General features: G+C 66.3%; 9 protein-coding genes and 1 pseudogene. 2 read left to right on the top strand and 8 right to left on the bottom strand.

Features of this window, described 5'->3' with window-relative positions; translation table 11 throughout:
- Positions 1-3: 3 nt before the first annotated feature.
- From ABZ420_RS24175 to ABZ420_RS24205, 7 genes and pseudogenes are all read right to left on the bottom strand, one after another.
- Positions 4-1,632: a TIGR02678 family protein gene (locus ABZ420_RS24175; RefSeq protein ID WP_357126755.1), complete on the bottom strand. Its 1,629-nt coding sequence runs from the start codon at positions 1,630-1,632 to the stop codon at positions 4-6.
- A complete protein-coding gene (locus ABZ420_RS24180) occupies positions 1,632-3,236 on the bottom strand; it encodes a TIGR02677 family protein (protein WP_357126758.1) in 1,605 nt (534 codons plus the stop codon). Before ABZ420_RS24180 ends, ABZ420_RS24175 begins: the two co-directional genes overlap by 1 nt.
- 18 nt (positions 3,237-3,254) lie before the next feature.
- Complete coding sequence (locus ABZ420_RS24185) at positions 3,255-3,872, bottom strand: DUF2399 domain-containing protein (RefSeq protein ID WP_357126851.1); 618 nt, start codon at positions 3,870-3,872, stop codon at positions 3,255-3,257.
- Positions 3,784-4,515 (bottom strand): annotated as a pseudogene (locus tag ABZ420_RS24190) (TIGR02679 domain-containing protein); the annotation flags it as partial. The gene ABZ420_RS24185 and the pseudogene ABZ420_RS24190, both read right to left, overlap by 89 nt.
- 211 nt (positions 4,516-4,726) lie before the next feature.
- Entirely contained in the window at positions 4,727-5,185 is a 459-nt protein-coding gene (locus ABZ420_RS24195; RefSeq protein ID WP_357126761.1) for a hypothetical protein, read from the bottom strand.
- A gap of 246 nt (positions 5,186-5,431) precedes the next feature.
- On the bottom strand, positions 5,432-6,193 hold the full coding sequence (locus ABZ420_RS24200; RefSeq protein WP_357126764.1) for a hypothetical protein: 762 nt from the start codon (positions 6,191-6,193) through the stop codon (positions 5,432-5,434).
- Positions 6,194-6,354: 161 nt separating this feature from the next.
- A complete protein-coding gene (locus ABZ420_RS24205) occupies positions 6,355-6,621 on the bottom strand; it encodes a hypothetical protein (RefSeq protein ID WP_357126767.1) in 267 nt (88 codons plus the stop codon).
- Between the two features lie 338 nt (positions 6,622-6,959).
- Here ABZ420_RS24205 and ABZ420_RS24210 point away from each other — a divergent pair, with 338 nt between their 5' ends.
- Positions 6,960-7,475 (top strand): DUF5666 domain-containing protein, encoded by a 516-nt coding sequence (locus ABZ420_RS24210; protein WP_357126770.1) that lies wholly within the window; start codon positions 6,960-6,962, stop codon positions 7,473-7,475.
- Between the two features lie 15 nt (positions 7,476-7,490).
- Here the strand turns inward: ABZ420_RS24210 and ABZ420_RS24215 are convergent, their stop codons facing one another.
- On the bottom strand, positions 7,491-10,940 hold the full coding sequence (locus ABZ420_RS24215; RefSeq protein WP_357126773.1) for a phosphotransferase: 3,450 nt from the start codon (positions 10,938-10,940) through the stop codon (positions 7,491-7,493).
- 146 nt (positions 10,941-11,086) lie between these two features.
- Between ABZ420_RS24215 and ABZ420_RS24220 the strand changes: the two genes are divergently transcribed.
- Positions 11,087-12,511: a WGR domain-containing protein gene (locus tag ABZ420_RS24220; protein ID WP_357126776.1), complete on the top strand. Its 1,425-nt coding sequence runs from the start codon at positions 11,087-11,089 to the stop codon at positions 12,509-12,511.
- Positions 12,512-12,734 lie beyond the last annotated feature (223 nt).

The following is a 12,734-nucleotide window of genomic DNA, read 5'->3' on the forward strand; positions in this document are numbered from 1 at the left end:
GGGTCAGCGTACTTCGAATTCGTCCTTGTACAACCGATTCGGCGGCGGTGCGGCACGCTCACCGACCTCGACGAGGTGATCACACGCGCGCAATACTTGCGGGCGGTAGCTCCCCTCGAAGGTCACCATCACCGATCCCCCGACACCGTTGCGGCCGCGCGTCTGATTCGCCTCCCGGCCGACGTTGAAAACGCTCGCGAGATCGCGGCCGTCGTTGCCGACCGCAATGCTGCCGTCGTGAAAGAACTGGACGAACGTCCCGTTATCCGCGCCAACCGTCGCGGCGACCGTTCGACCGCCTTCTGGATCGAGCGAGATCTCGACGTCACACCGTTGCTGCCCTGCGGTCGGGCCAGGTGTCGACAGAGCGCGGCCGATACCGAGGAAAACGGTTTCGCCGAGCGCGTTGTGGCGTTCACGCCCCTCGAAGAAGGCGGCCGGCAGCGGAGTCACCAAACCCGATGCCGACGTGCGGACGAGCCCGAACTCCTTCAGCACCGCGAGCGCGTCGGAAACTATCTCTCGAACGCCACCTTCACCTTGATATTTTCGGGCCCAGCGCGGAAAGCGTTCCAGCATTCCGGCAGTGCTGCGCTGCAACTGCTCGACGGTGGTCGGACCCGGCATGGCATCCAGGAGCAGCAGGGCGGCTACCTTCGCCGTGCTCGCGTCATCGGGGAACTTGTTGTCGGTCGCGATGCCGTCCGGATCGATCAGAAGTACACCTTCGGCCCGTTCCTCCAGGATGAAACCGCCCTGTTCGGCGGCGCGACGCAGCAGCTGCCTGCCGGTGGGAGACTCGAGGTAGGCACGCTCGTCCGCACTGAGTTCGTCGAGGTAGACCACGGGGTCGTCGACAAGCCGGCGAAATACGCTGTGCCGCAACCATAGATTTCGCTGAGCGTCGGAAACGCCGGTGCGGTCCGCATGCCTGCCCGCCGGTGCGCCCGCCAGTCCATAGCGACGCTCCCTGGTGAGTTCCGCCAGGACATCGGCGAGTCGCAGCGGCACCTCTTCCACGGGCATTCCCAGCTGCGATGGCCCCGAGGGAGTCGCCAGTAGTCGCAACAACAGCGTGGTGTCGACTCGGAACAGCACCTTCGCCGCGTCCGAATCCACAAACGAGTCGGCCACCCCATCGACCGCTTCGAGTACGCCGAACGATTCCAGGAGCCGCAGCGCGTCCACGAATGCCATCCGTTCACCGCGGCTAGCCGAATCGAAGGTCTCCACCACCGGTTCTTCTGCGGTGGCGGCCCGCACCCGTCCCGCGAGCAGGCCGATGGTCGTCACGGGAGCAGCGAAAAGTTCCGCCGCCACCACGCACAGCAGCACATACCGCCTGCGATCGAACGCCGATCTACCGGAACGCAGCCGACGCGCAGGCCGGGTCGGGTCGGCGGCCGGCCGCACCTTGACCAGACGGGCATAGCCGAGCCGAGGCTCGACGATCAGCGTCCACCCGCAGTAATAGTCGAACCACTTCGCAATCGGATCGCGCCGCCTTCTGATCACGTCGAACACGTCCGGCGCGGCGCGTTCGGTGATCAGCGGATCAGCAAGTAGATGCCGCACGCCCCGGGCGATCTGCTCCCGTTCGGCGATCACCAATTGATTCGCTAGTTCGCTCACTACGGACTCCCGGAAGCTGCCTGAGTTTCGACCATGCGAATGCTGCTGGGGTGGCGCCTCTCAGGTCCGGGTGCGGTGATTTCCACAATGTAGTCGGGTCCGCGAAACACTCCGCGCCGTGTCTTCAGCTCGGCAGTTCCGCCGTCAGGCGAAGGCCGTAAGACGATTTTGACTCGTCCGTCCGCGGTGCTACCCCGGCGGGTGCCATTCGGCTCCTGCGCGCCGCCGAGCGCGCGGCCGAGCAATTCGAGCAGTCGTTCGAACACCTCGTGATCCAGTTCGCCGAAGGCTGAAAGACGGATGCTGCCTCCGGTGTCGAGCATGTCCCACGCGGCCTGAAGTTCCGCCCGTTCCAGTGCGGCACGTGCCGCGCGAGCCTCCTTGATCGCCGCGACATCGGGAATCGCACCGGTTCGGCCGAATCGCTCGGTGCGACCGGACGATCGTAGAAGCGGCGAGACCTCGACTGCGGGCGCCTCCTGCCACGACGCCGTATGGCTCACCAACTCCGGGTCGCAGTGGGCCAGGTGCGGATGCCGCGCGGAGTTGAGCCCGAAGGCGGTGGACCACAACCGGTGCAGATCGTCCTGCTCCGGCAGGACCGAGAACCACCGTGCCAACTCCCGGAAATCCGCCACGGCGCTGCTCGAGCGCCTGCGTGACTCGGTGATCCGATCGAGCACCTGGAGCAATGTGACGATGGCCCGCCGACCGACCTGGCGCAGTTGGTCGATGCGCGGCTGCGTGCCGTCCGCAGGCAGGAACCACGCGCGCAGGCCATCCCAGCGGGCTCTGCGGTGTTCCAGCCACGCCACCCCGGGATCGATGCCACTCGGTTTCGGCAGTTCGGCTCCGCGTAGGGCACGTTGATGCATGCGCGTGACACCGAAGTCCTCGATCGCCTGGATGCGGGAGCCGATCACATGAGCGCGGTACTCGAGATCGGTGAGGAACTCGTGGAGGTAGGCCACCGTGGCGGCTTTGACCTCGTAAAACACTGTGAGGTCCACGCCATCGGCGCGCAGCAGACGCTGCAATTCGCCGTTGAACTGCTTGGTGTTGCCCCGTAGCGCCTCGAGATGGGACTCGAGCTCGCTCAACGCCGTGAACACTCGGCGATCCGTGCCCGACTCCAGTTCGTGCACCAGGTCGGCGAGCCGGTCGGAGATCGCGTCGAGCACCGCGGTTTGCAGAGCACCGGTCGACGCCAGAACCGTCATCGCGTGCAGGACGCCGGCGAAGGCGGCCTCACCCTGCCGGGTGAGTGAGTACTGCAGATTGCGACGCTCGTATTCCGTCGCGGTGCGGTAGTTCTCGGAGTGGTTCTGGATGACGTCGACCAGATTCCAGGTGTGCAGCTGGTCCAGCGCTGCGGTCAAATCGTCGTCCTCGATAGCTTCCAACCATCCGACCGACCGCAACCGGGCCCGAACCTCGTCGATGCCGAGTGCCGTTTCCAGACGTTCGTTCGCCTCACCGAACGTGTGCAGCACCGAAACATAGAGTCCGGCACGATCACCGCTGGTGAAACGGAACATCCCGGGCGGAACACGAATCGGATCCATTAGTGGCTCCCCCTGGCTGGCGACTCGAATGCCCACCATAGACCCAAGGGCCGACATTCACGGCTGGATATCCGTGAGCAACAGATCGACGACCCGCTCCTCAGGGACCGCCAGGCCGGTCCGGCGCAGGTGCTCCGACAGGTCACCGTCCCACGGCACAGGGGTCACCCGCCCGACAGCGGGTCCGCTCGCCCGAACCGCCGAGAGGTAGTCAGCGCTGGTCATTCGCCAAGGCCTCGCACCGAACCTGGCGACGATGTTGGCGGCAATCCGCAAACCCTCCCCGTCGAGGTCGCCGTGATAGCGAAGTTCGGAGCCCGCACCTGCCAGTCGTTCCAGCAACTGCACACAGGCGCTGCTCGGCCACCCTCTCGTGCAGATGATCGGCGGGCAACGATCGCCGAAACGACCCAACGCCATCGCGAGGATGCTGGGGTTCTCTACTATCCACACGAGTCCAGCCGCCTCGGCTGGTTGCGGCTGGCATCGGATTTGCTGCAGCGTCACAACCGCGGCCAGTCCACGGCTCGCGCAGGTGCGCAGGATCTGGCCCAACTCCGTCGGTACTTCCCGTCGGCGATCCAGCGACAAGCACGGTGGACGATAGTTCGTCGTCAGCCACCCCGGCACGCTCCCACAGGGCTCGCAACTGAATGGCGTCGGTCGGCGGCTCACTGTCGTAGAGGGTGGCGAGAGCGCGAACAACCGTCGCCTGCAACCGTGTTCCGTCATCGAGTGCGTGCGGATCGCCGAGCACTCGTGCGGCGAACACCGGCAGAGGCACCCCGGCTCCGGGCAGTTCACGCAGGACGCGCAACGCCCGCTCGAGTTCGGATCTCGTGTACTCGATCGACTTCGCCATCATTCCCGTGCGCCGCATCGAGGTCACCCACTCCTCGAGCACAGGTTGTCGGCGCACGACGTCGTGGGCGGACAACCACGCCCACAACTGCTGTCGAGTTGCGGCCTCGGCCGCGCGATCAGCTGCTCTATTGCCGACCGGCCCGACAAGTTGCTCGACGACAGTGTATGAATCCGTTCCGACCACTTCGGATAGCACCGCATCCACGTCGGCCACGCTGACCGTCCGGTACTCACCGGGCAGCCTGGACGAACCGAACAAATCGGCGAATGCCGTCTGCTGGCGGATGTCCAGTGGGCCGACCTTGACCCGAAGCACCGGCCTGCCGGTCGACATACGCCGATGCAACGCCTGCCACAGCGGCGCCAAGTCCGCGAAGAGGCGCGCTACTTCCTGTTCGTCACGCATCGGTCGTTCGGGCAACGACGCGGTACACCAGAATTGCCATCCGGTCATTCATACCCAATCGACTTGCGTCGTCGCGAGCAATTCGATGGTCTCTTCACCGTTGCTCCCTCGACTGTAGGAGCCACGCCCCCACCTGATCATGGTGATCCCCCGCGTCGATGCACCGATCTGCCGAACCGATGGCAAAGTCTGTACAGAGCAGCAACTCCAGCACTGTTCCATCCCACAGTGATTGGATCGGTAGATGTTGGATGACCGCTCAGTCGAGGATGTTCAGCACCACCGCCGAGAGCAGCAGGGCGAACAATGCGCCGAAGACGACCCAGCTGGTGCGGATCCAGTTGAGACCAGGCCACCTCGGCGGTTTCGGAGCGATAGCGCCTGGCAGGAGGTAGAAGGCGGGGGAGCGGTAGTACACCGTCGTGCGGCATCCGGGTTCTACCGGCACGACGGTTTCCGCCGGACCCATATCGGAGTCCCACGCGCGGACCAAGAATCTGATGAGAAGGTTGACACCCCGCGTCAGAACTTCGACCCGGTAGAGCCCAGGGGGCACCGGGATGTAGGTGGGACCCCAGGAGGCGTTCGGAATTTCGTTGCCGTTCACATAAATGCGCGGTCCGGTCGACGCGTACACAGGGCCAGCGATCCACCATCGGAAGTAGGACGTGTCGACCACGATCCCGGTCTCGCCCGGTTCTGGCTGGTATGCGTCCACCGGGTGACGCTCGACGTTTTGGAAGAACCGAAGTCTCGGCCGGTCAACGGTATGTATCGGCGGCGGCACATGGTGAGTGGCCTCACCATCAACCGATCCCGGGTAGTCGCCCCGGGACCGGGGTGCGGACGGCTGTTGCTCGGGACCTCCGGCGTACGGCGCGTGCTGATCGTTCACAGTGCTCGGGTTCCCCTCGTCGATGGTGCTGGTCGCAAAGATTGCCTTCGCGAAGCCGAATCCAGATCGTCAGCCCTGGGCGGGCTGGTTTTCCTTGCCCAGAAGGGCATAGATGACCGCGGCAACCGCCTGGACGAGCGTCTGAACGTCCTTGAAGGCACTCGCCATGTCGAGCAGTAACTTCGAGATCTTCAAACCATCGCGCCCGATCCTGGCGATCACCGCGGCGGCGACGTGCGGGCCCGCTGCGCCCAGGGAGGCCGCGAGTTCGAGTGTGTACCCGATCAGTGCACCCGCCAGGCTTGTCAGGATGTCCTGCACCATCTTCCGGAAGGCCTTGACGATCTTCGACGCGGTATCCATGATCTCGCCGAGCGTGGCCGCCACCCCGCCCGCCCCGGCGATCTGGTCGATGAGATCCGTGGCCCGGTTCCGGTAGGCGTCCACCGCGCTCCCGGTCCACGTCGTGATATCGGCCTCCAGACCCAACCGCCATGATTCGCTCATGTCGGTCAGCTCTTCGGCGATGAGGTTCCACGACTTGGAATACGCCTCCACCATCTTGTCGTTTCCGGCGAGCCCATCCAGCACCTTGCGGTAGGGCTCGACGTGCGTGAGCATCCATCCGGCGATCTGATCGCCGACGAATCCGAACGGATCGAACACCGCGTCCGCCACGGTGGCGCCGACCGAGATGCCGCCCGTGATCGAGTCGAATGTCTCGGCGTTGCGGAAGTTGGCGTAAGCCTCCCATGCGTCTCCGGCGATGGTGCCGGACAGGACCCCCGGCAGCTTGGTCTCTTCATCCTGCTTCAGACCGATGTCGCGCATCCAGAAGACCGTCTCCTGGAAATACTCCTCCCGGCAATCGGTCCCCTCGGCGATCAGTGGATTGTTCTCGGGCTTCTTCCGCGGTCAGCGCCTGCATCCGGCCTTCCAACTCCTGAATCCGTCCGGCCCGGCGCTCGAAGTCCGCAGCCATCCGCGCCAAGTCATCCGCAGCATGGGTGCACATCGAATTCGGTCACCAACACCTCCCTCTTCACATTCGCTTGTTCGCGCTTCTTACATCGACATTGACGCAGCAGGCCGCCGATCGGTTCCACCGGAATCGCGCCCATCGGATCGGTTGACCGACCGGGTGCGGAGCCGAACAGCCGGAACCGCCCTGCTGCAAGCCAGATGTTCGCCGCCACCGCAACGCAATGCATCTGTCGCACAACACTATCGGCCACGGCTGGCGAGCCGAACGAAGTCATCCATCGCAGGCGAACCCGCATCGATGCTGGTCACACCGGCACTCCCCGCCAGTGACAACAAGCACACGAATAGGCGCACCTACCCTTGCCATATGCCTCGCTGGAGTACGCACAGTGGGAAGTCGGCGAGAGTAGGTCGGCTCGCACGGCTCGGGGGAGATCCCGAAACGCTCTCGGCGACAACCATTTCTATGGCGAGGACGCGATCGAACTCCACTGCGTCGAGCGCGAGCGGCTCGCGGTCGCGTGCCGACAGCGAGGTTTCGCGTCCGGTCCGGTCCGGAGTGCATCCCGGCGCGCTCGCCCCGCGATCCGAAACCGTTTCTCGGACAACGGCAATGGGGATGCCGCCGCTGCCGCGGCGAGATCGGGATGACGAGCCGCATCGGCTGCGCAACACGGGAGCGGCCGCATTCGTCGGGCTCTGCATCGGCATGGTGATCTTGGTGGTGTCCGGATGTCTATTCGTCGGCGGCCCAACGGAAACGGCGTCATCGACGACTACAACGGCCCGCACCAGCGCCCCGAGCACCTCGCCACCTTCGTCCACCGTGCGCGCGACGACGCCTTCGGTCCCCGCTCCCGCTCCCCCTGCCGGCCGCTCAGGCATCGGGATCACCTTCGGGAAGGTCACCGCCAACGACGGCACGACCATGGTGGTGCGCAACGCGTTCACCAGCAACAGCGTCAAGGTCCGTACCGACACCGGCACCAAGGTGCAGGTTCTGCTCGCCAAGCGGGCGACCGAGATACGCGTGGGCGCCCTGGTCGCCGTCTACGGGCGGCAATACGCCGATGGTGTGATCGTTGCCGATGTCATCACCGGGATCTCGATCGGCACCCTGCCCAGATGATTTCGGCTTGCCGGGTCATCGTCGCCCGCGCAGCACCGCTTCCACCATCCCGTCGTCGACCGGCTCGCTCTGCCCCCACACCTCACGCGCCAGCCGCAGCTTCCCGGCCATGCTGCCCACCAACGCCGCCTCCGCCGCCGCGTCCCCCGCTCCCTGCCTGAGTGCCTTGCTGTAGCGAACGGCATCGACGACGACGGATTTGACCCGCTCGTGATCGAGGTAGGTTTGCAAGTCACGCCGCCACTCACCGGTGGCGGCCTCGGGTTCGGCGGCGATCCACTCGGCGAGGAACGCGTCCTGCTCCTGCGGGAGGTAGCCCATTTTGTGCAGATGGGTGGCCACGTCGTACACCGGGTCGCCGTACAGTGCGAATTCCCAGTCGAGGAAGACGACCCGGCCGTTGCGCACGATCATGTTCTTCCGGTGCACGTCGGCGTGCACCATCCGAAACGGCCTGGCCTCGAGGGTGTCCCACGACGCGACGATCCGCTCGAGCGGCCGATCGGGGACGCCCAGCCGACGGTACAGCTCGCCGAATTCCGCGCTGCTTTCGCGGTGCACCCGCGCGGTGACAGCGGACAATCGGCGGGCGAACCCGGCGGGATCGTCGTCCCCGTCCGATTCGATCGGCGGCAGCAGTTCCCTGGGAATACGGCGGAGTTCCGCGAATAACGCCGCCACGTGCGGCGGTACATGAGCCGGCACAGGCACACCGCGGGGCGCGACGCGATCGAGCAGGTCGCCGTCGATGTAGTCGTGGATCTGATAGGCGGGACGGACCGATTCCCAGCGCAGCTTCGGCGCCGAGGCGACGAAGGGCTCGATCGCGATCAAGATCGCGGGTTCGGGCCATTGCCGCAGATCCATCGCGTCGGCGCCCTCGACGGGAATCCGCACGTTCACCGCGCCCGCGATGCCGTCGACCCGGACATTGTGGTTGTAGTACCCGGCCGCCGACTGCGAGCGGGACAGCGCGTCGTGGTACATCGCCGCCGCGTCGACACCGACTACCCGTGCGATCACCCGTGCCGCGTCGCGGTCGACGCCCGATCCCGGCGTCGGCGGCTGGATGCGCGACCGCGCGGCCGCGGCGGCTCTCGAGATGTCCGGTTCGGTCCAGCCGTACAGCGCCAGGACCGCTCGCGCCACGAGCACCAGCCCCGGGTAGACGTTCGCGCCCTCGAATTCCGCGATGGCCCAGCGCGCACTGCGGACGGCATCGTCGCGTAAGCCGCGACGTGCGAAGACGCCGGCACGGAACAGCTCCGCCCTTGCGCGGCCCGAGCGGTACCCGGCTTGTTCGAGTATCTCGCATGCTTCGGCGAGCGCGTGCTCGGCGGCGTCCAGTTCTCCGAGCGACAGTCGCGCCGAACCGAGTGCGGTGTAGGCCTTTCCCAGTTCGTGCAGCGCACCCAGCTCACGCTGTTGCACGATCGCGGCTCCGGCGGCCGCGATCGCCCGCGACGGGTCGGTGAGCGCCAGCAGCTCGGCCACGTTCGTCGCGATATTGGCCTGCCCGACGACGCTGCCCGCGGCGCGGTAATGGGTGTCGGCTTCGGCCAGATACTGTGCGGCGCGGTCGGTGTCGAACGCCAGCCGGTAGGCGAGGTGCCGCAACCGCGCCACATCGCCCAGGAACTCGCTGTCGTCGCCGTCCGCCATCGTCACGAGTTCCTCGCACATGGTCAGAGCCTGACCGAATCGGCCCTGGCACATGTGCAGGTCGGCCGCCCACTGACCGGCGACGAGCCGGGCCCGCCCCGATCCGCGCGACCACACGTCCTGGTAGATGGTCAACGCCTCGTCGGTGTCACCGAGGATGCGGCGCGCGTTCGCCGCGGCGACAGCCAACCGCTCCGCGATCGGTCCGGTCCGATCCAAAGCGACGTCCCGAGTGAGGCGATCGGCTTGCTTGGCGTCGCCGAGCAGCACCGCCGCTTCCGCTTCCAGGCACCGCGTGAGTTCCGACAGTTCCGCCATACCTGCCAGGTTCTCATGCGGATCGCTCAGGTAGCGGTCCAGATCGCTGATCACTCCGCCGATACCCTGGCTGCCACCTGCCGCTTCGATCCGGTCGACGTAGTGCAGCAACGTCACCGCGGAAAGCATGCCCGACCGAACACCGTGGTATCCCGCCTCCCGCAGAGCGGTGACCCGGCCGGTCGGCCGTTCGGCACGGATGAACCACAGGTTGTGCAGCATCGCATGCAGGGTGCGCCGAACATCCGGATCCAAGCGCCGCTGCAGCGCGTCCACCATCAGCTGGTGTAGCTGAAAGCGCTCGCCTTCGCCGCTTTCGTCGGCGGCGTACACGAACGAGTACGCGATCAGGGATTTCCATGCCGCGATGTGATGAGGTAACTCGAACTGCTCCGCGACAGCGGCGAAGATCTCCCGATCGAACGTACGAGGTAGCCCCAGCAATTCCAGCAACCGGACTTCGTCGGGGCGCACATGTTGCAGGAAGCGCTCCAGAATCGTTTCGGGCGAGACCAATTCGGCGGGCGCCACCCAGCCTGCCCGGGTGCGGGCATCGATGGCCAGATGCAGATAGAACGGGACGCCCGCGCTCGAAGCGGCGATCGCCGCGCGCTCGGCGGGATCCTCGATACCGGACGAGTCGAGCAGCTCGAAGCGGGCGTCCATGGGCAGGTCATCGACCGGCACGGCGCGAATCCGGGTCGACCACTCCGGGTCGTGCCGCTCCCAACCGAGCGGCTCGCGGCAGGCGATCACCACCAGGCCGGTGTCCAGCTGCGCGACCACATCGCGCAACCAGGCGTCGGACGCCGCCGCGCGGCCTTCGCGATCGGTACCGCCCATCAAGGCTTCGTAGGCGTCCAGGAACACCACGTAGGGCTTCTTGCCCTGGGTCCCGTGCTTGAGGTCTTCGGCGAACAGGTAGGAGACGGCTTCTTCCAGGCCCGCGAGACTCAAACGGTCGAGTTCCTGGAGGACGGGGTCGTGGCGTATCCGGTGGGTGCGGATGGCGCGGCGCGCACCGAGGTCGAGCAGCCGGGTCGCGGTGCCGAAGACCGGAATACCGGTGGCGTCGTTGAGGATCTCGGTCAGGATCTCGCTGTGCTCGGCCAGCGCCAGCGAGTCCGAGGTCAGGCGCAGATGCGGGTGCATGCGCTGCCACAGCACCGCGCAGGCGATGTCGAAGCGGTGGAACTTGATCTTCTGCGCGCCGAACTGGACGCGCAGCACGGCGAGCCCGTCCGCGGCCTGCCGATGGCTCGGCACCTGCAGATCGAGCACCGCCGCCGGATGACGCTTCTCGACCCGCGCTCGCAGCTCGGTGACCAACCGGGACTTGCCGATCCCGCCGACACCACTGAGCAGCATCACCCGGGGATGCTCGGCGGCGTCGCCCAGCAACTCCTCGAACCGCGTCAGTACCGGCTCCCGATCGACGAACGGACGACTGGTCGATCCCGGCTGGAATCGCGCGGTCAACACCATGGCGTCCCCCCTCATGACGAGCCCGGCACGATTCTGCCAGACCCCGGCGCCGCTCCGGTCGGGTGACCGGGCAGACTACCGCTGAATGTCGGTGCCTCTTGCTAACTTTCGTTTCGTTCTGATCTGACGAAAACAGGCGAGGCGCTATGACAATCGGGGGAACCACCTATCTCGAACTGTCCGAGGACAGTGGTACCGCGCACAAGTTCTACGAGGTGATCGTCGCGGGGACGCAAGTGAGTGTCCGTTTCGGCCGCATCGGGGAGCAGGGGCAGACGAAGGTGAGTTCGTTCGCCACCGTGGAGAAGGCGCAGGCGGCCGCGGCGAAGAAGGTGGGCGAGAAGGTGCGGAAGGGCTATGCGCCCGCCGTGCTGGGGGCGCGGGGCAGACGTCCGGTGACGAGGCGGGCGATCAGCAGCGGCCGCTCGACCGCGAAGGCCGCGCCCGTGCTGTGGAGTTTCGACTCCGGCGCCGCCGCCTTCGGCATCTTCGTCGACGAGCGCCGCTGCTGGGTGGGCAACGAGAGCGGTGACGTGTTCACCCTGACCCCGGACGGCGTGGTCACCGGCCGGTACCGCCTGCCGGACGCCGTCAAATGCATTGTGGCCGATGATTTCTGGATCTACGCCGGATGCGACGACGGCCGCGTCTACGACTTGTCGGGCAAGGTGCCGCGGGCGGCCTACGATATCGCGGCCGATGTCGACATCTACTGGCTCGACATCCACGACGGCATCCTCGGCGTCTCCGACCGCCAAGGCGGCATCACCGTGATCGATTACGAGGAAGAGTCGCTGTGGACCCGGCGCAGCACCGGCGATTCGGGCTGGATGGTGCGCATCGACGCGCACGGCGTCTACCACGGGCATTCCGCGGGCGTCACCAAATACGACCTGGACAGCGGGAATCCCCTGTGGCAGGCGGCCACCGGAGGAGACGTCCTGTTCGGCTGGCAGGAATCCGACGCCGTCTACGCGGGTACCTCCCGCAACCAGGTCCGCATGGTGGCCAAGAACGGCCGCGCCGAGCACATCTACCAGTGCGATGCCGCGGTCTTCTCCTGCGCCACCTCGCCGGACGGCCGTTACGTCTTCGCCGGTGACAACTACTCCTCGGTGTACTGCTTCGACGCCACGGGGAACCGCGTGTGGAAGCTGGCCACCGGCTGCGGTTCGGCCTATTCCATGCAGTACCACGACGAGAAGCTGTACCTAGTCACCACGACCGGCACGCTGGCCTGTCTCGACGTCGGCGAAGCCGCCATCCGCGATGCCGAGCAGGGCGTGCTGCCGCAGACGGTGTCGGTGAAAGCCCCCGAGATCTCCGCGGTGGTGCCCAGCGACACCGTCGAGATCACTTCCGACGCGGGCACCGGCGTCGTCGTGGAATGCGTGAGCCACGGCAGTTCCCTGCGGGTGCGTGTCGTCTCCCCCGGATTCCACCAGGGATGGAATGTGCAGTTTCCCAAAGACATTCGCCGTGCCGGTGCCCGCTACGTGGTCGACGGCATCGCCGAGTCGGCCCGCGGCGGCTTCTACCGCGTCCGCGGCGACATCCGCCGGCTGTCCTGATCACACTCCGCATCAGGTCCTCGTGGGAGCGTTCTTGGCACATCGTGCGCGGAGAACGTCTCCGGCGGGACCTCGGCTTCCCGCGGGCTCGGCAGAGTGGCTCGCTGGTCGCCCTTGCGGCGAACCCGGGATTGCTCGGACAATGAGCGCGGGCTCGCGACCGGGCGGCACTTGGTTACGGCAGACTCTCGACCCGGCGGTTCCGGCGCGGTGAAGCCGCCGC

Origin of the sequence: Nocardia sp. NPDC005745 (assembly GCF_040630775.1) — a bacterium.
Classification (GTDB): Bacteria; Actinomycetota; Actinomycetes; order Mycobacteriales; family Mycobacteriaceae; genus Nocardia.